Source organism: Paenibacillus faecalis, from assembly GCF_900289175.1.
GTDB classification, from domain to species: Bacteria; Bacillota; Bacilli; order Paenibacillales; family Paenibacillaceae; genus Paenibacillus_AQ; species Paenibacillus_AQ faecalis.
The window spans coordinates 3,736,858-3,758,100 of record NZ_LT985747.1 but is presented as its reverse complement, the minus strand read 5'-3'; the positions used below and the strand labels follow the sequence as shown (position 1 = coordinate 3,758,100).

The 21,243-nt window shown below is 45.6% G+C and carries 25 protein-coding genes; 17 read left to right on the top strand and 8 right to left on the bottom strand.

Annotated elements, in window-relative coordinates:
- Nucleotides 1-12 precede the first annotated feature (12 nt).
- From C8268_RS17675 to C8268_RS17655, 5 genes are all read left to right on the top strand, one after another.
- Entirely contained in the window at nucleotides 13-957 is a 945-nt protein-coding gene (locus C8268_RS17675) for a VOC family protein (protein ID WP_234032881.1), read from the top strand.
- Complete coding sequence (locus C8268_RS17670; protein WP_106768883.1) at nucleotides 957-1,571, top strand: alpha/beta hydrolase; 615 nt, start codon at nucleotides 957-959, stop codon at nucleotides 1,569-1,571. Before C8268_RS17675 ends, C8268_RS17670 begins: the two co-directional genes overlap by 1 nt.
- A gap of 194 nt (nucleotides 1,572-1,765) precedes the next feature.
- A complete protein-coding gene (locus C8268_RS17665) occupies nucleotides 1,766-2,959 on the top strand; it encodes a glycine C-acetyltransferase (protein WP_106768882.1) in 1,194 nt (397 codons plus the stop codon).
- 14 nt (nucleotides 2,960-2,973) lie between these two features.
- Nucleotides 2,974-3,942, top strand: coding sequence for an NAD-dependent epimerase/dehydratase family protein (locus tag C8268_RS17660; RefSeq protein WP_106768881.1), 969 nt, complete (start codon nucleotides 2,974-2,976; stop codon nucleotides 3,940-3,942).
- Between the two features lie 32 nt (nucleotides 3,943-3,974).
- Nucleotides 3,975-4,544 (top strand): helix-turn-helix domain-containing protein, encoded by a 570-nt coding sequence (locus tag C8268_RS17655; protein WP_106768880.1) that lies wholly within the window; start codon nucleotides 3,975-3,977, stop codon nucleotides 4,542-4,544.
- Nucleotides 4,545-4,665: 121 nt separating this feature from the next.
- Here the strand turns inward: C8268_RS17655 and C8268_RS17650 are convergent, their stop codons facing one another.
- Nucleotides 4,666-5,172 (bottom strand): DUF3231 family protein, encoded by a 507-nt coding sequence (locus C8268_RS17650; protein ID WP_106768879.1) that lies wholly within the window; start codon nucleotides 5,170-5,172, stop codon nucleotides 4,666-4,668.
- A gap of 493 nt (nucleotides 5,173-5,665) precedes the next feature.
- Between C8268_RS17650 and ilvA the strand changes: the two genes are divergently transcribed.
- Nucleotides 5,666-6,934 carry a threonine ammonia-lyase IlvA gene (gene ilvA / locus C8268_RS17645; protein WP_106768878.1) on the top strand — a complete coding sequence of 423 codons (1,269 nt, stop codon included), beginning with the start codon at nucleotides 5,666-5,668 and terminating at the stop codon, nucleotides 6,932-6,934.
- Between the two features lie 152 nt (nucleotides 6,935-7,086).
- On the top strand, nucleotides 7,087-7,434 hold the full coding sequence (locus tag C8268_RS17640; RefSeq protein WP_106768877.1) for a winged helix-turn-helix transcriptional regulator: 348 nt from the start codon (nucleotides 7,087-7,089) through the stop codon (nucleotides 7,432-7,434).
- Between the two features lie 72 nt (nucleotides 7,435-7,506).
- On the opposite strand, the gene C8268_RS17635 is transcribed toward C8268_RS17640, so the two are convergent.
- From C8268_RS17635 to C8268_RS17615, 5 genes are all read right to left on the bottom strand, one after another.
- Complete coding sequence (locus C8268_RS17635) at nucleotides 7,507-8,361, bottom strand: pirin family protein (RefSeq protein WP_106768876.1); 855 nt, start codon at nucleotides 8,359-8,361, stop codon at nucleotides 7,507-7,509.
- Between the two features lie 31 nt (nucleotides 8,362-8,392).
- Nucleotides 8,393-8,959, bottom strand: coding sequence for an NADPH-dependent FMN reductase (locus tag C8268_RS17630; protein WP_106768875.1), 567 nt, complete (start codon nucleotides 8,957-8,959; stop codon nucleotides 8,393-8,395).
- A 15-nt stretch (nucleotides 8,960-8,974) separates the two neighbouring features.
- Entirely contained in the window at nucleotides 8,975-10,030 is a 1,056-nt protein-coding gene (locus tag C8268_RS17625; protein WP_106768874.1) for an LLM class flavin-dependent oxidoreductase, read from the bottom strand.
- A 196-nt stretch (nucleotides 10,031-10,226) separates the two neighbouring features.
- Nucleotides 10,227-10,892, bottom strand: a complete 666-nt coding sequence (locus C8268_RS17620) for a DUF1129 family protein (RefSeq protein ID WP_106768873.1) — start codon at nucleotides 10,890-10,892, stop codon at nucleotides 10,227-10,229.
- Complete coding sequence (locus C8268_RS17615; RefSeq protein WP_106768872.1) at nucleotides 10,889-11,230, bottom strand: PadR family transcriptional regulator; 342 nt, start codon at nucleotides 11,228-11,230, stop codon at nucleotides 10,889-10,891. Before C8268_RS17615 ends, C8268_RS17620 begins: the two co-directional genes overlap by 4 nt.
- A gap of 177 nt (nucleotides 11,231-11,407) precedes the next feature.
- Between C8268_RS17615 and C8268_RS17610 the strand changes: the two genes are divergently transcribed.
- On the top strand, nucleotides 11,408-11,695 hold the full coding sequence (locus C8268_RS17610) for a hypothetical protein (protein ID WP_106768871.1): 288 nt from the start codon (nucleotides 11,408-11,410) through the stop codon (nucleotides 11,693-11,695).
- Between the two features lie 129 nt (nucleotides 11,696-11,824).
- A complete protein-coding gene (locus tag C8268_RS17605) occupies nucleotides 11,825-12,652 on the top strand; it encodes an alpha/beta hydrolase (RefSeq protein ID WP_106768870.1) in 828 nt (275 codons plus the stop codon).
- Between the two features lie 137 nt (nucleotides 12,653-12,789).
- Here the strand turns inward: C8268_RS17605 and C8268_RS17600 are convergent, their stop codons facing one another.
- On the bottom strand, nucleotides 12,790-13,320 hold the full coding sequence (locus C8268_RS17600; protein WP_106768869.1) for a DoxX family protein: 531 nt from the start codon (nucleotides 13,318-13,320) through the stop codon (nucleotides 12,790-12,792).
- Nucleotides 13,321-13,685: 365 nt separating this feature from the next.
- Between C8268_RS17600 and C8268_RS17595 the strand changes: the two genes are divergently transcribed.
- From C8268_RS17595 to C8268_RS17575, 5 genes are all read left to right on the top strand, one after another.
- Nucleotides 13,686-14,777 carry a DUF3048 domain-containing protein gene (locus C8268_RS17595; protein WP_106768868.1) on the top strand — a complete coding sequence of 364 codons (1,092 nt, stop codon included), beginning with the start codon at nucleotides 13,686-13,688 and terminating at the stop codon, nucleotides 14,775-14,777.
- A 120-nt stretch (nucleotides 14,778-14,897) separates the two neighbouring features.
- Complete coding sequence (locus C8268_RS17590; RefSeq protein WP_106768867.1) at nucleotides 14,898-15,512, top strand: DUF47 domain-containing protein; 615 nt, start codon at nucleotides 14,898-14,900, stop codon at nucleotides 15,510-15,512.
- Between the two features lie 14 nt (nucleotides 15,513-15,526).
- On the top strand, nucleotides 15,527-16,516 hold the full coding sequence (locus C8268_RS17585) for an inorganic phosphate transporter (protein ID WP_106768866.1): 990 nt from the start codon (nucleotides 15,527-15,529) through the stop codon (nucleotides 16,514-16,516).
- A gap of 178 nt (nucleotides 16,517-16,694) precedes the next feature.
- Nucleotides 16,695-17,651 carry a magnesium/cobalt transporter CorA gene (corA, locus tag C8268_RS17580; protein WP_106768865.1) on the top strand — a complete coding sequence of 319 codons (957 nt, stop codon included), beginning with the start codon at nucleotides 16,695-16,697 and terminating at the stop codon, nucleotides 17,649-17,651.
- Between the two features lie 95 nt (nucleotides 17,652-17,746).
- Nucleotides 17,747-18,121, top strand: coding sequence for a YrhK family protein (locus tag C8268_RS17575; RefSeq protein WP_234032880.1), 375 nt, complete (start codon nucleotides 17,747-17,749; stop codon nucleotides 18,119-18,121).
- Nucleotides 18,122-18,173: 52 nt separating this feature from the next.
- Here C8268_RS17575 and C8268_RS17570 read toward each other — a convergent pair whose 3' ends face one another.
- Complete coding sequence (locus C8268_RS17570) at nucleotides 18,174-18,758, bottom strand: hypothetical protein (protein WP_106768864.1); 585 nt, start codon at nucleotides 18,756-18,758, stop codon at nucleotides 18,174-18,176.
- A gap of 265 nt (nucleotides 18,759-19,023) precedes the next feature.
- On the opposite strand from C8268_RS17570, the gene C8268_RS17565 reads away from it, so the two are divergent.
- The 3 genes from C8268_RS17565 to C8268_RS17555 are packed head-to-tail and all read left to right on the top strand — an operon-like array spanning nucleotide 19,024 to nucleotide 20,980.
- On the top strand, nucleotides 19,024-19,314 hold the full coding sequence (locus C8268_RS17565; RefSeq protein WP_028406870.1) for a YerC/YecD family TrpR-related protein: 291 nt from the start codon (nucleotides 19,024-19,026) through the stop codon (nucleotides 19,312-19,314).
- A 2-nt stretch (nucleotides 19,315-19,316) separates the two neighbouring features.
- Nucleotides 19,317-20,078, top strand: a complete 762-nt coding sequence (locus C8268_RS17560) for a sirohydrochlorin chelatase (protein WP_106768863.1) — start codon at nucleotides 19,317-19,319, stop codon at nucleotides 20,076-20,078.
- Between the two features lie 20 nt (nucleotides 20,079-20,098).
- Nucleotides 20,099-20,980, top strand: a complete 882-nt coding sequence (locus C8268_RS17555; RefSeq protein WP_106768862.1) for a diacylglycerol kinase — start codon at nucleotides 20,099-20,101, stop codon at nucleotides 20,978-20,980.
- The last annotated feature ends 263 nt before the right edge of the window (nucleotides 20,981-21,243 follow it).

Sequence of the window (21,243 nt, the reverse complement as noted above, 5' to 3'; positions counted from 1 at the left end):
GGCCTCGACATATTGAAAACGGCTGGGATTCATCATATTACATCATTTGTCGGCAATCCTCAGGAAAATGTTGATTTTTATGCAGGTATATTAGGTCTTCGTCTTGTAAAAAAGACGGTGAACTATGATGCACCAGAGGTTTATCATTTTTACTTTGGCAATGAGACGGGCAGCCCGGGAACGCTTATGACTTTTTTCCCTGAAGATGATATGCGGCGGGGGAAGATCGGTGGCGGGCAGGTTGGAATCACAGTATTTGTCATTCCGACAGGGAGCCTGGATTTTTGGAAAGAGCGTTTAACGAAGTTTGGGATTGCTCATGATGAGTTTAAACGATTCGGGGAAACATATATTCGTTTTCGTGATCACTCTGGACTGCTTCTGGAGCTGACTGAACGAGAGGAAGGGACTCCAAGCACATGGTCTTTCGGCGGTGTGCCTGCGGATAAGGCGATTAAAGGCTTTGGCGGAGCTGTCTTATTCAGCGTTTACCCGGATCAAACGTCGGCTATTCTGGAGGAACTGCTCGGTTTGGAGCGGATTGGCAAGGATAATGGCATGATTCGTTTTCGCGCTCAAGGTAACATCGGACAGATCATCGATCTGAAGGTACAGCGGGTAGATCGGGGAGTAGCCGGTGCAGGAACCGTTCATCACATTGCATGGCGTGCGAAAGATGAGAATGAGCATGAACAGTTTCATAAGGTTCTAGAGCTTAACCAGCTTCGTCCAACAGCTATAATAGATCGTCATTATTTTAATGCGATATATTTTCAGGAGCCTGGAGGTATATTGTTTGAAATTGCAACCGATCTGCCCGGCTTTACGAATGATGAGTCAATGGAGCATTTAGGGAAGAAGATCATGCTGCCAAAATGGTATGAGTCGGAACGGCAAGCTATTGAGAGTCATTTAACACCCGTTGAGGTACGGGTTCTGAAAGGAGACATTGAATAATGGAGCATCGTCATATTTATCGCCAGGGTACATCTACTGATCAGCCAACGTTGTTGCTGCTTCATGGTACAGGCGGGAATGAGCAGGATCTGCTTCCGCTGGGGGAGATTATCTCACCGACATCAAATTTGCTTGGCGTTCGGGGGAATGTGCTAGAGAATGGGATGCCGCGCTTTTTCAGAAGATTATCTGAAGGGGTGTTTGATGTAGAGGATCTGATTCAGCGCACGAAGGATTTGAAGGCTTTTATCGATGATGCCGCAGCGCAGTATGGCTTTGATCGGAATCGTGTAGTTGCAGTAGGATATTCCAACGGTGCAAACATCGCGGCGAATTTGCTTTTCCATTATAAAGATGCGGTTCAGGGGGCTGTATTGCATCACCCGATGGTGCCGCTACGGGACAAGGAGCTGCCGGACTTGACAGGTGTGCCAGTGTTTATTGCAGCCGGGCAGCGCGATACGTTGTGTCCTCCGCAGGAAACAGAGGATCTGTCTGCACTGCTCAGTGAAGCAGGTGCGGATGTTAAGGTACACTGGGAGCATGGTGGGCATCAACTGAGCCGCACTGAGGTCACGGCCGCTGCCGCCTGGTTTAAAGAGAAGTTTATATAATCTTTGGCTTAATATAGAGCGTTTTAAAGAAGAGGGAAGCATATTCCTTCTTCTTTTTGCTGCTTAGAAAAATGTTTGATGTCTAATATAACATATTTTTGTATATTATATTGCATGTTTGATCTGTTTTGCATACAATGAAGTTGTTATTTAATGTCATCGTTAGAGATTAAAAACGACAGGGAGGGAATTTTATGGCAAGCCATTCGTTAAGCGCTTTCTTACAGAAAAATCTTGAAGAACTCAAGAGTCAGGGGCTTTATAATACGATCCAGCCTATTGAAAGTCCCAACGGTCCAATGATCACCATTGAGGGTCGTGAATACGTGAATCTATCCTCCAATAACTATCTTGGACTTGCGAATGATGAGCGATTGAAGGAAGCAGCTGTCCGGGCAACCCACGATTTTGGGACGGGGAGCGGAGCGGTTCGCTCGATTAATGGAACACTGGCTCTTCATGTTGAACTTGAGGAGAAGCTTGCACAGTTTAAAGGAACGGAAGCAGTGCTTACGTATCAATCCGGTTTTAACTGTAATATAGCGGTCATTTCGGCTGTCATGGGAGACGGTGATGCGATATTATCTGATGAATTAAATCACGCGTCTATCATTGATGGCTGCCGCTTAACCAAAGCAAAAATTATTCGCTTTAAACATTCGGATATGGAAGATTTGAGAACGAAAGCGAAAGAGGCGAGAGAGTCCGGGCAATACGGGAAGATCATGGTTATTACCGATGGCGTATTCTCGATGGATGGCGATATTGCCAACCTTCCCGAAATTGTGAAGATTGCAGAGGACTATGATTTAATTACTTATGTTGATGATGCTCACGGTTCTGGCGTTCTGGGGGACGGAGCGGGCACCGTAAAGCATTTCGGGTTGTCCGAAAGAGTGGACATTCAGATCGGAACCTTATCCAAAGCTGTAGGTGTGGTTGGAGGCTATGTTACCGGCTCTCGTGATTTGGTAGATTGGCTTAAGGTTCGCAGCCGTCCGTTTCTGTTCTCAACGGCACTGCCTCCAGGTAGTGTTGCTGCGGCGATGACTGCTATTGATATTCTTCAGAATAGTAAGGAACTGCAAACGAAGCTTTGGGAGAATACTAGATATTTGCAGGATGGTCTCAAAAAACTTGGCTATTCTATAGGGCCAACGGAAACTCCGATAACTCCTTGTATGATCGGGGATGAGGTGACCACTCAACAGTTCAGCACCAGATTGTATGAAGAAGGTATATATGCCAAGGCGATTGTGTTTCCAACAGTGCCTAAGGGAACTGGAAGAGTCCGCAACATGCCTACGGCCATGCATACGAGGGAGATGCTGGATCGAACACTCTCGGCGTATGAATCTATCGGACGCGAACTGGGTCCGATCGGATAAGGGGGCACCTAACGATGAAACGGATTATGGTAACAGGTGCGCTCGGTCAGATCGGCTGTGATTTAGTGGCGAAATTACGGAAAATTTACGGCGAGGAAGCTGTACTTGCAACCGATATTCGCCAGATCGATCATGAAATAGTACAGTCAGGATATTTTAGAATATTGGATGTAACGGATAGCACTGCATTTTATGAGGTGGCAAGGGAGCACCGGGCGGATACGATTATCCACCTTGCAGCCCTTTTATCCGCAAAAGCAGAATCAGATCCAGCACTTGCTTGGCACTTGAATATAAGCGGTTTGTTAAGCGGGCTGGAGACGGCGAGGGCTTTGTCCTGCCAGTACTTTACACCGAGCTCCATAGCAGCTTTTGGAGCAAATACCCCTAAAAATTCCACACCGCAAGATACGCTGCAGCGTCCTTTAACGATGTACGGTGTCAGCAAGGTTGCCGGTGAGCTGCTATGTGATTACTATTACCATAAATATGGAGTGGATACCCGTGGGTTACGTTTTCCAGGGTTGATTTCCCACTCGGCACCTCCGGGAGGAGGAACGACCGATTACGCGGTCGAAATGTATGAAGCTGCCATCAGAAACGGCAATTATACTTCCTATATTAATAAAGAAACGTATCTTGATATGATGTATATGCCGGATGCGATTGATGCCGTTATTGCACTTATGGAAGCGGATTCATCAAAGCTGAAGCATCGAAATGCTTTTAATGTAACGGCGATGAGCATTGATCCTGAAAAGATTGCTGAGAGCATCCGTCGCCATATTCCGGAATTTACTCTTCACTATGATATAGATCCGGTTCGACAAGCGATCGCAGAGGAATGGCCCGACTCTATTGATGCGACTGCCGCACGCGAAGAATGGGGATTTGATGTACAATATGATTTAAACCGGATGACCGATGACATGCTGTCAAAGCTTAAAGGGAAGCTGCAGGCTGAACATAGCAGAATCGGTTAGCGTTTTAGGATCAGAAGGAGGATATTGTTCGATTGGAACCCATTCATAAGAAGGTAGGAAGGAATTTACAGGCGATTCGCAAATCTCGGGGATTAAGCCTTGATAACGTATCCGAGCTGACCGGTGTCAGCAAAGCCATGCTCGGACAAATTGAACGCGGCGATTCAAACCCGACAATTTCCGTACTTTGGCGGATCGTTAGTGGTCTGGGTATTTCATTTACTACGCTCATTGAGGAATTGGAAACAGAAGTGACTGTCGTATCGCCTGATGATGTAGAGCCGTTTCATGAGGCAGAGGGTGCATACCGGGTACATCCGTTGTTTTCCTATAATCTGCGAACGAAGTTTGAGTCCTATATGGTTATGATGGACCCGGGATGCGATTACGGATCGGAAGCGCATAATGATGGTGTTGAAGAATATATCTTTGTACATGAGGGGGAGCTTGAGCTGTGGCGTGAAGATGAGAGTTATACCGTACCTGCTGGAAGCTCCGTTCACTTCTCTGCCAACCGGCCGCATCGATATCGTAACCCGGGCACACAGATGACGAAATTTTATACGATCATCTTCTATGCAGATGCCGCTGCTCGCCGTTAACGATTTCAGAAGCTTAAGGATGGACATGCGGCAGTATCAATTATTCGAGTTGTATACCCAAACAGGAAAATGGCAGTGACAGAAATAGCTTCTGTCCTGCCATTATTTTTTAGCTTATATACTACTCAGAATGTTTAACATGAAGCGGCGGAGGGATCAGCCAGCCTTTTTCTTTGGTCATTTTTAAAATTTTTACCCCTAATCCCGCCATAGTAAGGTGATATTTGGCAAATAATGCTCCAATATCTTCGCGGATGGACTGTCCCATAGCCTGGCTGCATGCGACCAGACTTGCCGCTGTTTCCATTGCAATTTTCGCAGCGATTTCCGGATCTGTAAATCGTGCACCTGCTGGAATATCCTCTGGTTTAACTTCAGGTCGTTCTGGTAACACAGGTGCAGGAGTAATTCCGTTATCCACGAGCACTTCGTCGAGCTCTTTAACTTCCAGCATCGCTTGATCAAGCAGGGCATGGAGTATTTTTTTTAGATCTTCATCTCCGGCGTGGTTTAAATACGCTTGGTAACAAGAGACGCTGCCTTTAGCGACTGTAGAAGCAGTCCACACAGCAAAGATTTCACCGTAATGCATCGGCTCATCTTTGGGATTGCCATTTAAAATTCCCATATCATCAGATGCTCCTTGTTCATTAATTTTGACGCTTGTAGTATGACCATTGAATTAGAAATTAATACAGTCATGTGTTTCTTTACCCATGACATACAATTTTTGATTCACCCTATGTATATAAATGCCAATAGCAGGCCAAGGATGAGACCCTGGCCTGCTTATTGGCATTTGTTGATATTAACTGCAATGACGGCGGCGGCGTTTACAGATTACGAGTGCTTTTTGACCAGGCTTAAGAACTACAACACGAATTCTTTTATGATGTTTTCTTCTACCCATGAGGACCACCTCCTGCTGATTGATACTCTATTGTATTTCTGATATCTGCTTCCCGTGTGGGTATAAAAGACGATAGTTGCAAAGGGACTTCATATCTGATGAAATAGACCCGAGAAAAATATATGAAAAGTGATACAATGGGATAAATAAAACAATACAAGGGTTGGACGGAGCATGACCGTTCCCCGGGCGGTGAAGTGGAGTGGGGATAATGAAGGATACGCAAACGAAGGAAAAAGCAGTGACTATGGAGGATATCGTACGTGCTCACCACGTGCTGCGTGAGGTGATCATACGGACACCACTGCAGCGGGACGCGGTGTTATCTGCCAAGTACGATTGTAATGTATACTTGAAGCGTGAAGATTTACAGGTGGTTCGCTCCTTTAAGATCAGGGGAGCTTACAATATGATTCGCAGCTTAAGTGAGTCTGAGCTGGCAGCGGGTATTGTTTGTGCGAGTGCCGGAAACCATGCACAGGGTGTAGCTTTTTCCTGCAAGGTACTTAATATTAACGGGAAAATTTACATGCCAAGCACTACGCCAAAACAGAAGGTAAAGCAGGTTGAACGGTTTGGCGGAAGCAGTGTTGAGGTCATTTTGACCGGAGACACGTTTGATGATGCATATGATGAAGCGATCAAGGCGTGCAAGGAACAAGGGATGACGTTCATACATCCTTTTGACGAGCCTCGTATTGTGGCAGGCAGCGGTACGATCGCGATGGAAGTGATGGAAGATCTGGATGTGCCGGCGGATTATATGTTTGTTACGATCGGTGGTGGCGGCCTTGCAGCCGGAATAGCCACCTATGTCAAAACGGTAAGCCCGCTGACGCAGATGATTGGAGTTGAACCGCTTGGAGCGGCTTCGATGTTGGAATCCAAAGAACGCGGTGAGGTCGTAACGCTTAATGAGATCGATAAGTTCGTTGATGGCGCTGCGGTCAAAAGAGTTGGACAAATTCCCTATGAAATTTGCGTGGAGCAATTAGACGATATCGTGATGGTGCCAGAGGGTAAAGCTTGCACAACCATTTTGGAGCTGTATAACGAGAATGCGATCGTCGTTGAGCCGGCTGGGGCATTGTCAGTAGCTGCACTGGATCTGTACAGTGACAAAATCCGGGGCAAAAATGTAGTATGCGTGATAAGCGGCGGAAATAACGATATCGATCGGATGCAGGAGATCAAGGAGCGCTCCCTCATTTATGAAGGCTTGAAGCATTATTTTACGGTCAATTTCCCACAGCGCGCCGGAGCACTAAGAGAGTTTCTTGAGGATGTGCTTGGACCGAATGATGATATCTCACGGTTTGAATATACAAAGAAGCATAATAAGGAGGACGGCCCCGCGCTTGTTGGAATCGAACTGCTGCACCCAGAGGATTACGGTCCGTTAGTCGAACGGATGAAACGCAAAGGGATCGAATACACGGAACTTAACAAAAACATGAACCTGTTTAACTTGTTGATTTAATGTTTATAGCGAGAAGCTCGTATTTCTGTTTAAAAGGAATGCGGGCTTTTTTGAATTGGTTGATTGCCAAGATGAGTTAAGGGTATGCATATTAGAAGTACATGTTTTCAAGTGGTATACTGTATAAATAGATACTTAAAGGAGGTGCGGAAGTGGAAATAAAACCGGAGCTATGCCGTGTGGAGAGTGCTTTGGAAATATTAGTGGGAAAATGGAAGCCGATTATTTTATTACATTTATTACAGTCAGGTACGAAAAGATTTAACGAGTTGAAGCGGGACCTGCCAGGCATTACCCAGAAGATGTTAACACAGCAGCTTAGGGAATTGGAAGCTGAAGATATTATCAGGCGCCAGGTATACCCGCAAGTCCCACCAAAGGTTGAGTATTCTATGACTGAATATGGAAGAAGTCTGGAGCCGATTTTGGAGGCTATGCATGAATGGGGTACGAAGCATATGCTGCATAAGATGAAAAAACAACAAAAAACGAGCGTATAACTGAAACATAGAAACACGATAAACGTAAAGCAAAAGAGGGGCATAGCTGCCCCTTTTGTCGTTGTTGTTCGATTAATTGGATTTATGAAATACTCCATTTCTATAATCGCTGTAGGCTTGTGTGATTTCTGCCTCTGTGTTCATGACGAAGGGACCACGAGCGACAACTGGCTCGTTCAAGGGTTCGCCAGCGAATAATACAAGCCGGAGATTTTCGTTTGCGGTCACCTGGATGCCGCTCAATTCTTCTGCTGCTACAGAGTCTAGCCAAAGTGCCTGTCCTTTTTTCGCTTCGACTTTATTTTCCCCGAATTGTCCGCTTCCCTCTAATATATAAATGAAGCCATTATAGCTGCCAGGGAGATCCTGGGTTACGGAAGCTCCGCTATCGATTGTCATCTCTACGAAAGTGACGGGTACATAATTGAGCGTATTGGAAACAATATCGCCGGATGAACCTGAATAGACTCGAATGAGAGCGCCATTCTCATGACGAACAGGTACGTCTTCTGCACGCATGTTTTGATAACGAGGCTCTGTCATTTTGTGCTCTCGAGGCAGGTTGACCCACAGCTGAAGCATATGAACACTTTCGCCATCAGCGGGCGTTTCATTGTGTAAAACACCTCTGCCGGCAGTCATAAATTGCAAATCACCTTTGCGTAAAGTCCCGCCATCACCTGTCGCACTGTCATAGTGATTTATCGACCCATCAATAATGAAGGATACCGTCTCAATTCCGCGATGGGGGTGTACATCAAAAGCCCCTTTTTCAAATTGATCCTCCATCATGACCAAAAATGGATCGAAGTCTTCCCAATGACCGGGCTCTAGAATCGGTGCAGCAACATGGATATCACTTACTTTTCGGCCGTTTACTGTCCATACTTTTTTAATGTTACGTGGATGGATAGGGTGAGTTTTCATTTTAACTTTCCTCCTTGTTATGAAAGATAGTTTAAAAGTCATACTTGGCTTCGTGTTGTTCACGAAGCTTGGCATAGGTTTCGGTTAAGAGGACGGTATCCTCCACTAAGCGCTCAATTCGAAACAACACATCGTCATTTACAATTTCTTTGCGCTGAAAATCTTGATCTTCGATAAAGACATAGGTCTGAACGATCTGTGCCTTCATGTAAGCCAGAATTGGCTTTAGCTGCTGTTCCGGGATCAGAAAATGCTTTGGAGAACCGGCTGTGACCAGCATACTGACGATTTTATCCCGAAAAGCATTGACCGGGAGCAAGTCGAAAATATTTTTCAAAGTTGCTGGAATCGATGCTTGGAAGATCGGCGTTCCCAAGATGAGCGCATCTGCTTCCATTATCGTTTTCGTTACATATTCGGTATCTCCCTTATATTCTCTATAGTCACGTCCATCACTAAATTGGATCGAGTACTCAGCCAGATCAATGAGCGTAACTTCAACGTCAGGGTATTTTTCCTTCAATTGATCCATCGTGTAATTCATTGCAGTTCTAGTTTTAGATCCTACAATGGAACCGGATAAGCCGACAATTTTCATAAAAGGGACCTCCTGTTACTTCGCTGTATACTTTTTAATAGCTGGCAAAATTTCTGTACCAATCAGTTCGATATTTTTCATTACTTTATCAAATGGAACACCGCCGAAATCAAGCTGTGCCAAATAACGCTGATGTCCGAACAACTCATGCTGATAAAGGATCTTTTCGATGACTTCCTGCGGGCTGCCAACAACCAGGACATCGCGCTTGTCTGCTCCTTGAGCAAAATGTTGCTTAGGGAATCCGCGTCCGTTAGCTAACGTAATACCGGAATTTACATAAGGGTAATATTCTCTCATGGCTTGCTGTGTAGTTTCGGCTACATAGAACAATCCGGTTGTACCGATTGGAAGTGTCTCAGGATCAAATCCGCTTTCTTTCGCAGCATTTCGGTATGCATCGACGGATAATTTGAAACTTGTTGCAGGACCTCCCAAGGCAGCCAGTATCATCGGTACGCCGGCACGCCCTGCCTTAATAGCACTTCCGGGAGGTCCACCTACTGCCCGCCAAATAGGCAGCGATCCTTGGAGTGGACGAGGCAGAACCTTGGCATCATGAAGGGGAGCACGGAATTGACCGCTCCAGTTCACGATCTCTTGCTCGTTGATCAAATTGAGCAGCTCAAACTTTTCTTCAAACAGCTCTTCATAGTTCCGCAGATCATACCCTAATAGTTCAAACAATCCCACCCGTGATGCACGTCCTGCAACGATTTCTGCACGTCCTTTGGAAATTAAATCAATGGTTGCAAAGTTTTCATATACACGTACGGGATCAGAAGTACTAATGATTGTAGAGGAGCTTATTATTTTCATTTTTTCTGTCGCTTGAGCGATGGCGCTTAAAATGACAGCGTGTGCCTGTGAAATAAAATACTCCTGGTGGCTTTCACCTACACCGAACACATCGACACCGGCTTGCTCCGCCAGCTTCGCGGCTTCAATGATTTCATGAATACGCTGTTCAGCCGGGATCCGATTGCCTGTATGCGGATCGGGAGTATGCTCACCGAGGGAATAAAGACCAAATTCCAAACCTTTGCTTTGATCAATACGATATTTTTCCATGTTCATTCAACCTTTCGTTATAAAACTGAAATATATAAAGTTACTTACTTTAATTAATTATCTATATATGTATTATGCCCTAAGTTGACCTTTTGTAAAAGTAGGCACTTGAAAGTGCTATAGTATACAAAATGATACTAAGGGACAGAATCGACAAAAGCCCGAATCCATTCGATGGGATGCGGGCTTATCATTCTTATTTATTTCTTGAGAATAACACTTTGCTGCCAATGAATCCGATAACAAAAATAATGAGGCTCATCCATGGCTCGATCACAAGCACAGGAAGGAAGCGACTAAGCCATACGCCTGCAACGACGATAACGATCGCAATGAATATATAAATTCCCATGTTTCTCAAGTTGATTTTACGCTTGTTCTCTTCGGGCTGAAAGGCATCTTTGTTCATCATGTCCATAATCAGTTTGATCAAAATATAGGAGCCGGCTGCAACGAGTATAAGGGTGGAAATGCGTACTTGAGACATTTGTTCTACATTACCGTTAGCGATCATGGTTACAAAACCGACCAGTGCATGAGCGAAAAAGAACCAGGTCAACGCGATCCAAGGAATCATCAGGCTAAGTTGAAGCTGGCTGAGACCTTTTAATTTTGGCAGATTCTCCACCAGTTCCGCGCAATACGCTTCAGGATCATTGCCGAACACTTCTTCTGCACTTTTGCCTTTACTTTGAGCATCCAGCAGATGTTGGGCCATCTCAAGCAAAAGTTCCTCTCCCCGCGCTTCATTCACAGGACTGGTTCGGATATAGACGACCATGTCTTCGTAATATTTTAAATTGGATGGTGTCATTTGCTCCTGCATCCGATTGTTTTCCCGGATCATCTGTTTAATCTTCATCGTTTGCTCCTTTCGTTGTCTAAAATATGGTCCACACTATGTTTGAGCGTGCCCCAATGCTGTTTGAATTGAGTCAGAGTATCCTTGCCTTTCTTCGTCAGGTTATAATATTTACGCGGGGGGCCGCCGGAACCGGTATTCGAACGAAGCGTGCCTTCAATTAACGCCTCTTTCTGCATTCGGAGAAGAAGGGGATAGATGCTTCCTTCACTCACGAATGTCAAACCGCTTTCTTCAAGCAGAGTGCTGAGTTCGTAGCCGTACACTTCCCGATTCTCCATTAGCGACAAGATGCATCCTTCCAATATTCCCTTGAGCATCTGGCTTTGCGTTGTCATGATGACCTCCCTCTACCATATACCTTGTATTACAACATAGTTTACATACATCTACCTTGTTATGCAAGCTAATGTGCAAAAAAAGTGAAGATTGATCAAAGAGAGAATAATTACCCGTCCGTTCTTTAAAAATATCATTATATTTGAATCTCTAGAACACGAAAGGGTGAAGAGTGTATGGAACAAAAGGACAATGCACGCAGCAGAGCCGCAGAAAGATCGGCTTTAAATGGTGTGAAAACAGATGCTAATACGGATAAGGAGCTGGCAAGTCATCATGGTCACCCTTTCGCGGTAAATAAGTTGGAAACGGATTTTATGAAGGAAATGACCGAGGCGAGAGGGAAAGCGGATGGGAGTGCATCAAGCCTTTGGGATAACGATTTGGAAGATGCACAGTGGCTGAATAACTGGAGCGGTCGGGTAGAGACGCACACGATGTTTCGCCGCAGCTACGAGTATTAATATAGGAAGGAAAAAGATCCATTCCCTTGTCGTTGACAACTTATATAGGCCATGATAAGATAATTCCAATCAATTCATATTAAATAGATCGGAATTATTGTATTAAAGAAGTCATGCGGGGGAATGAACATGGAGCGACAGATTATGATCGGTTACAATGATGAGAAGCTGGCGGCAAGTTTGCATTATCCGTCAAAAGATGAAGCATCGAAAGGGCGCTGCGACCGGGTTCCGCTTATTATAATTTGCCATGGTTTTATCGGAAGCCGGATAGGCGTGGATCGCCTGTTTGTGCAGACGGCGCGCGAGCTTGCAGAAGACGGATACATGGTGCTTCGCTTTGATTATGTAGGCTGTGGAGAAAGCACCGGATGCTATGGCGCTGAAGGGCTGAAATCGATGATTGCCCAGACTCGTTCTGTGCTGGACTACGGACTTGAGCTTACCGATGTTGATCCAACCAGAGTGACGCTTATTGGTCACAGCCTCGGTGGTGCAGTTGCACTCCAGACCGCCGTTCGTGATCGGCGGGTGAGCAATCTTGTTTTGTGGTCCGCTGTAGGCTATCCATTTAATGATATCGTGAACATTACAGGCCAGGATGTTTACGATACCTCTGTGAAATCGGGAAAAGCGGATTATCTCGGTTATGAATTTACCCCGGCGTTCTTCGAATCGTTGGCGACAGGGCAGCCGTTCCAGGAGGCAACTCGGTTTGGCGGAAATGTGCTGGTTATTCACGGTACATCGGATGAGATTATTCCGGTAGATTATGCATTTTTATATCAAAAGGTATTCTGGATGCGTCCACAGGGATGCTGTGATAAAGAAATTATCTTCCAGGCGGATCATACGTATTCTTCAGGACCGCAGCGATCACAGCTGCTGACAAAGACCCGAACATGGTTAAATGAACTGGAGACTGCCAAAGAGGATTGGCAGCATTGGATGATATGAAAACAAAGACCTCCCTTTCCCGTTTTCGGGTCAATGGAGGTCTTTGTATGTTTCTAAAGGCTGCTCGCTTCTCTGTTTTGTTAAATCAGTATGGTTTCTCTATATATGAAATAATGGATTTGTACTTGAGATTAGAATTACACGGTTCTTTTCTTAAACGCTGGTTTATGATCGCTTTGATCGGTTTGTCCATCTTTGTTAAACCATTTACGAAGGTAAGGAAGTACATAGCGGTCAAGACCGATTTTACCAGCGTTAGCAGCGGCAACGATGATCAGGACTTCAAGCAGCAGCATTTGTACGTTGGTGCTCACCGTACCCGAAAGGAGGAATGCCGCATTCATTACAAGCCCCATCAGTGCAGCGAAGGTCGTAAACGTACCGAGGATGAGTCCGAGACCTACCAGGAACTCGCCGAGCGGTACCAGAACGTTGAAGAATTCAACTCCCGGCATGGCAACATGTTCTAGAAATGCAGCCCACCAGCCTTGAACAGCCGGATGTTCACCTGTGGAATTTGCAATAGCTCCTTGCAAGAAGCCAGCAGCGTCAAATCCTCCTGTCAGCTTGTGCCAACCGGCTACCAACCACTCATATCCAATATAGATACGGATAACAGTCAGAAGCCACATCGCAACTTTATTCTCTCTCAGCCATTGGATAAACATATGGAACCACTCCTTAGTCATGTATGAATTACTCATTTTTGATGCTGTTTGGAGGATGATCATCTCTTTATGGCTTCATTATAAGTGAAAAAAATCACATACTATGTGATTTAAATCACAAAATACAATAAAATTTAAAATTAATTTTTTGTATCTTTAAATCAACGTGAAATGTATTGAAGCTGACAAGGTAACGACAATCGACGACCATGATGATCGTGATCATGTTCCTTGTCCTCTCATCTAAACTCTTTCTATACTATACATTTACAGACAAAAAACATGTTTTGTGATTAAATGTAAAATATAGTTTCTTGCAGTCGAGTAAATAATGCATTTGGGTATGCTATGGATTAGGGGGAAAAATGAAGATGTGGCTAAACAAAAGTAAAGCCGTGTGGAGGACAGGTATTCTTTCCATCACGATGGTGCTCATGTTATCTGCCTGTGGTGCTGGTGAAAAGGCAGAGACCGACCCTGCAGGTGGACAGGCTCCGGCAAAAACACAGGTGGAAGCGCCGACTGCCAAGGAGTCTCCTGCGTTTACAGCACCTCTTACAGGAATGCCGCTTGAAGTGGAATCCAATCGGAGGCCGCTGGCCGTCATGATTAACAATGCGCCTCCCGCACGGCCGCAGTCGGGACTAAGCCAGGCAGACATTGTGTATGAGGTTTTGGCTGAAGGGGGGATTACTCGTCTTATCGGTATTTTTCAGAGCCAAACCGATATTGAGAAGATCGGCCCGGTCCGCAGCATACGGCCTTATTTGATTCAGGTCGGCGAAAGCTATAACGGCATCCTGGTACATGCGGGAGGAAGCCCGGAGGCTTATTCCATCATCAAAAACCAGGGCAAGCAAGATCTTGATGAGATCGGCAATGCAGGGGCCTATTTCTGGAGGGAGAAGGACCGAAAGGCTCCCCATAACTTGTATACCAGTGACGAGAAGCTTCGTGAGGGAGCGGATCGGTATCAATTCTCGGATGAAGTGAAGATACCTAGGTATCCTTTCATCAAGGAAGGCGAAGCTTCCGGTAATGCACCTTCGGGGGAAGATGCGGCGAAGGTAGACATTACTTTTTTGCTGGAAAATTATGTGGTGGGGTACACCTATGATGAAGAGTCCAAGCAGTATCAAAGGTCCATTAACAGTGAGCCGCATATCGATTTGAATAATGATGCTGTATTGACTGCATCGAATGTCATTGTGCTTGGAGCAGATCATAAAGTGCTTGATGATGTTGGCAGACTGGCTATAGATCTTGATTCGGGCGGAGAAGCGATGCTCTTCCAGCATGGGAAAGTGATTAAAGGCCAATGGGTCCGTTCAGACGGGGATGTAATTCGATTTATGAAAGACGGTAAAGAGGTACCTTTGGTCCCGGGAACGACTTATTTTAATATTGTGCCAAACAGTCCAGCTTTCGACACACATATTACAATTTCCAATCCTTAAATTCCGATTTAGGTAATCTTTTATAGTACACACGTCCCATCGTATGTGATAAGATATTCAATGTTGTCTTTTCTATATGAGTTCGACGTTCACGGCAATAAGACGCAAAGGGGTAAGAGTATGAAATTTAAGAAAAAGGATATATTCTTTCAAACATTGGAGAATATGGCCGACACCATCGTGCAGGCAGCAGATTATTTTGCACAGCACGTCTCGAATCTACAAGATGTAACAACATTTGCTAACGAAATGAAACAATTTGAGTCCAAGTGTGACAGCTTCACACATACGATCATTACGGAACTCAACAAAACATTTATTACGCCGATCGAACGTGACGACATTATGGCTTTGACAACAAGTATGGATGATGTAATCGATGGCCTTGAAGCGACGACATCCCGGTTTTATATGTACCAGCTTGGGCAGCCGGACGAGTATATTGTTCAGTTTGCTGAAATCTTGCGCCAATCTTCTTACGAAATACAAAAGGCGATTCATCTGCTCTCGCAGAAGAAGCTGCTGGCGATTCGTGAGTATACGATCCGTCTAAATGATCTGGAAAACCAAGGTGATGAATTGCTGCGAATTTGTATCAAAGATTTGTTCGCCAAGGTATCCGATCCAATCGAACTGATTAAACGCAAAGAGATTTACGAACGTCTTGAGACCACAACGGACACTTGCGAAGACGTGGCAAATACGCTCGAATCTATCATTATGCGTAATTCGTAAGGGGTTCTAAAAATATGGATACAACTTTAGTTATACTAGGTATTGTCGTATTTTTGGCGCTCTTATTTGATTTTATCAACGGGTTCCATGATACGGCTAATGCTATAGCCACCTCTGTATCAACACGGGCTTTGAAGCCTCGAACAGCGATTATCTTGGCAGCCTCGATGAACTTTATCGGTGCGATGATGTTTACCGGTGTCGCCAAAACGATCGGGGGCGGTGTAGCGGACCCGACTACGCTTGATAACGGACTTGAGGTCATTATTGCTACCTTGATTGCTGCGATTATCTGGAACCTTGTCACCTGGTGGTTCGGCATTCCTTCTTCTTCATCACATGCGCTGATCGGTGCTATGGCCGGGGCTGTGTATGTTGGGGCAGGAAGCGATAAACTGAATTATGCCGGCTTTATCGATATCGTGCTTGCGCTTGTATTATCGCCAATCATTGCGTTCGTAGTCGGTTATTTGGTGATGCAGCTGCTCAAAGTGATTTTTGCCAGAAAAAGTCCGCATACGGTAAACAAAGGTTTCCGTACTACGCAGATTTTTACGGCAGCACTCCAATCCTTTACACACGGTACGAACGACGCGCAGAAAGCGATGGGTGTAATCACATTTGCGCTTGTGACCTCCGGCTACCTGACAGAAATGGAAGTTCCATTTTGGGTTAAGGTGTCTGCGGCTACGGCCATGGCGCTCGGTACTTCAGTCGGTGGATGGAAGATCATCAAAACGATGGGTACCAAAATATTTAAAATCGAACCGATTAACGGGTTTGCAGCGGACTTTACGGGTGCGACCGTTATTTTCTCAGCTACCTTGCTGCATCTGCCAATCAGTACAACGCATGCCATCACTTCAGCCATTCTCGGTGTTGGCTCAGCTAAACGCTTTTCGGCGGTTAAATGGGGTGTGGCGGGACGTATCGTCATCACCTGGTTTATTACCGTGCCGATTACGGCAGTGCTTGCGGGTATTATTTTCAAAATTATATTTTAATTATCGAATCGTATATACACATAGATTCAGGATAGTTGTGGAGCCAATCTCGTACAGATTGGCTTTTTAAATTCACCAAGAAACGCTTTTTCATTCTTACAAAGGATGCCAAAAGACGTTTCTTTTTTTATGCTGATGAGTACAAGTGAGTATAATAAAAGAAAAAGGGGCGAGGATCATGATTCGAACGTTAGCAGTGACCCATAGCCAGGAGGTCGTGATCGGTCTTCCTCTGGAACAGCTGAAGTTGGAGGAATACGATTGGGTATGGGTGGATTTTAATGCTCCAACCTCGGAAGAGGCCAGATTGCTGGAGACGTATTTTCGTTTTCACCCGCTTGCGATTGAGGACTGTCTTCATATTTTGCAGAGACCGAAGCTGGACTATTATGATGATATGCAGTTTCTGGTTCTTCATGCTTTGGACCCGGATCATTTGGAAGCTGTGGAGGTGGATTTTTTCCTGTCCCCATCCCTGTTCGTGTCGTTTCATATGCAGCCTTTGACTGAGGTTGATGAGGCATGGGAGAGAGTAACGGATCTTGCAAAACAAAAAGAAATCAAGGCTAATGGGTCCACTCTTTCTGCTTATACGGTGATGGACAAGCTGGTCGATCAGTATTTCCCGATTTTGTTTTCCATCGAAGATGAACTGGCCGATATTGAAAGCAAGGGTGAAGAAGAATCGCTTGAGGAGCTGATGCATCAGGTATTTACACTGCGCTCCAAGCTTTTGAAAATAAGACGAACGATCGTGCCCATGAGAGATTTGCTGTACCGGGTTGTAAACTCGCAGCATGTTCAAAAGCATGGGCATCACGCATATTTCTCTGATATATATGATCATCTGCTGAAGCTGACGGATATGATCGAAGCGGATCGGGAGATGACGGCAGATCTCCGCGATAGTTACATCTCTTTGAACTCTAACCGCATGAATAACATTATGAAGACACTGACGGTGATTACAACGATCTTCATGCCTTTAACATTGATTACGGGGATTTATGGAATGAACTTTGAGCATATGCCGGAACTGAAGTGGCGTTTTGGATATGGAGCGGTGCTTCTGCTCATGTTCCTGTTAGGAGGGGGCATGGTATCGTGGTTTAGCCGCCGAGGTTGGTTCAAATAGGTCGATAGATGTCGGAAATTGTCTTATACCGTTCTCTTCTCCTTCGTTTCAGCTCCGCTTGGGCGGGTAATGCAAACAGAGGAGAGGATTGTAGCATGATGTCCAGATTCAAACGACCTTTTTATAGAAAAAAGTATAATCGGCGATTCGGCCAATCCCTGCGATATCGCCTTCTTCGTCCGCTGAGCAAAGAGGCGAAGCGCAGAAGAAGGCTGACCGTCACAAACCGCTATGAGGCTGGGATGGTCCTTAGTGAGATTGTGACGGGTTTGTTTTTTATATCAGGCAGCATTTGTATGTTCTATTCTGAAAAAAGAATCGTACCGACCGTGTTGTATTTAATCGGCAGCATAACGATGCTGCTAAGGTCCGGGCTTCGCGCCTCCTATTGGTTTCGACTGAAATCAATGGAGCGGGAAGATTCTTCGATTGATTCGAGCGGGGCAGGAGAAGGAAATTGGAGTCGATGAGCATATCTCTAGCTGATGCTTATTCCAGGAGAAAAAAGGGGAAAGCACCAGCTTAGGAGCGCCGGCGCTTTCGTCGAGCAGAAGAGGACTTGCGTGAGCGGGATCTTCGTTTGGTTGGGCGGCGGCGTCTTTTCGGAGTATAGCCATAACTGCTGTTTTTGTAACCAGCACTTGTATCGGAGGAACCACTTTTGTTTTTTTTGCTGAACATTCCGGCAAAGAGTGACATGATCGGCGCTAGCTGCTGAAAACCCTGTACCATTTTCTGTACTTTACCTACATTCGCAATGATTCCGTCAATTCCACCCATCTTGTCTATAATGCCTTTTAAATCCACATTTCCCAGATTGAGTCCGCTAAGTAGGCCCCCTAAACCACCTGTACTTGATCCGTTGTTCGTAGGGGCTGGGGCGATCGAAGAAACGGGGATTGGATAATTCCCTCCTGTTTCGGTTGCTCCGTCATAGGGTGTGAAGGAAGACTGCGATGTATCAGAATAAGGGACAGATGACCCGACCTCTTCGGAAAAGTTAGCATATGAATTAACACCGGGATATGGTGATTCAGACGGCACTTCGCTGACTGATCGTTGGTTTGATGAGCGATTGCGGTGGTGATAATGGTAATGACTCGGCATGTGTATCACTTTCCTTTTTGAATGGTTTACTATACTGTATGAAGTAGGCGGGCTAATGTCCTAGGCACATGCCCTTGTTTTCGGGATAGGAGCGGAATCGGGCGAGTGCCTAAGGAAGATTTATGAACGCTTTACAGGTTTTTTTGAGCGGAATGTTACCTTCGGTTTTATCATCCTGTAGTGCGTGAAATCGTTAATGCTTGAAAAGACTGTCACCACTCAGGTACAATGTAGATGCGTATAAGTAACCGTAGGGGATGATCCAGTGCAATTAAAAAAATTAAACGATAAAAGCATCGATCAATTGTTTGAAGCAATCCTGACATTGAAAAACGTGGAGGAATGTTACGTATTTTTCGATGATCTTTGTACAGTGAATGAAATTCAATCCTTGTCTCAACGGCTGGAAGTGGCAAGGATGTTAGGAAAAGGTTGCACATACAACCAGATCGAAGCTGAAACCGGTGCCAGCACCGCTACAATCTCGCGTGTGAAGCGTTGCTTGAACTATGGGAATGATGGGTATAAAATGACGCTGGAACGTTTGGGACGCTAGTAATGAAGCCTGGAGTGCTCGTTATTAGTCACGGCTCCAGAGAAAAGCGTTGGGTATCGCTCGTGGATGAGGCTGTCCAGGAACTGGCCAAAGATGTGGATGTACCGGTAGTAGCTTCCTATCTGGAGTTAGTCGAAGGTCGCCTCATTCAAGACGGTATATGTACATTGGAAGACCAGGGTGTCACAGACATGCTGGTTATTCCTTTGTTTGTATCCTCGGGCAGCACTCATGTGGATGAAATAGCATATGCTTTAGGTGTAAAGGCTGTGCCGGGTAAGGAAACGGAGCTTGGACCGTTTAAGGTAAAGGCACGGGTCCATTTTGGCACTCCGGTTGATGATGGTCCGGATATAGCCATCATGGTATGGGATAAAGTTCGTGAGCTGTCCAAAGAACCTTCGAAAGAAGTTGTTCTTCTGGTCGGTCACGGCAGCCGTCATGAGCTGTTTCGCACCCGCTGGGAGTCGGGAATTTCTTCCCTGGCTCGGCGGGTTGCAGAAATAAGCGGGACGTTTGCGGATGCTGCGCTGCTAAGTCCCGGAAATATTCGGGGAAAAGTGGTAGAATGGAAGGAGCGCGGCTGCGAGGTAATCGTAGTTCCGCTTTTTTTAAGTGAAGGGTATTTTACCGAGAAGGTGATCCCGGAACGCCTTGCAGGGCTTTCATGCCGTTATTCAGGTCGAACATTGTTGCCTCATCCGCTGCTTCCGCAGTGGATGCTGCACCAGGTCCGGACTCTTCTCGAACCCTTGAAATCATGAATACAGGTGGCGTATCGTAAATGAGAAAAGCAAGGTTAATTTATAACCCCACCTCTGGGCGGGAGGAAATGAAGCGGCGTCTGGCTGATATATTGCAGCGACTGGACAGCGCTGGTATTGAAACCTCTTGCCATGCGACAACCGGCGAGGGGGATGCGACTCTCGCTGCCGCGGAGGCAGTTAAGCGGGGATATGATCTCATCATTGCTGCCGGCGGCGACGGAACCTTGAACGAAGTCATCAATGGCATGGCGGAGAAGGAAAATATTCCACCACTGGGTGTGTTTCCTGTGGGGACGACGAATGATTTTGCACGAGCACTCGGTATTTCAAAGCATTGGGAAGAATATTGTGATCTGGTAATTCGGAATGAAACCCGGCCGATTGATCTTGGTAAGGCGAATGACCGTTATTTTATTAATATTGCAGGCGGCGGTACATTGACGGAGCTGACATATGAGGTTCCGAGCAAGCTGAAGACGATGATTGGGCAGCTGGCGTATTATTTGAAGGGCTTGGAGAAAATGGTCAGCCTGACGCCGCAGGAGCTCATCATTCAGGCGAACGGCCAGCCGACGATTCACGATGAATTTATGGTGTTTCTCATCGCGAACAGTAACTCGGTTGGCGGCTTTGAGAAGCTTGCACCCGGCGCCAGCATCGATGACGGGCTGTTTGACGTCATTGCACTGCGTAAATGCAATCTCGCGGAATTCGTGCGTGTCGTTACGCTCGCCTTGCGTGGGGAGCATTTGAACGACAAAAAGGTCATCCACTTCCGGACTGATTATATGGAGGTGGTCTCCCCTGGACAGGTGCTCCTGAACCTGGACGGTGAGTTCGGCGGCACGTTGCCAGGAACGTTCAGTAATTTGCCGCACCATTTGCGTATTTTTACGTGAGATGATTTCATTGAATGTCATAAGAAGCTCCCGTATAATGATGGACGGAGCTGTACACCAAGCTCCCCTGTGGGGGCTTTTTGCTGTTGTGCAGCATTTTTTGATTATGGATGTGTGCGATAGAGGGAATATAGAGTGGTGTGGTGTTGTGTTGCAAAACGATTAAAAGTAAGAAGTGAAGGGCACAAGGGAGTTCGTTACAAAGCTTTCTCCCTTACGCCCATTTCAATATAACGAAAGATGAGCTTTACAAGTTGAATGGA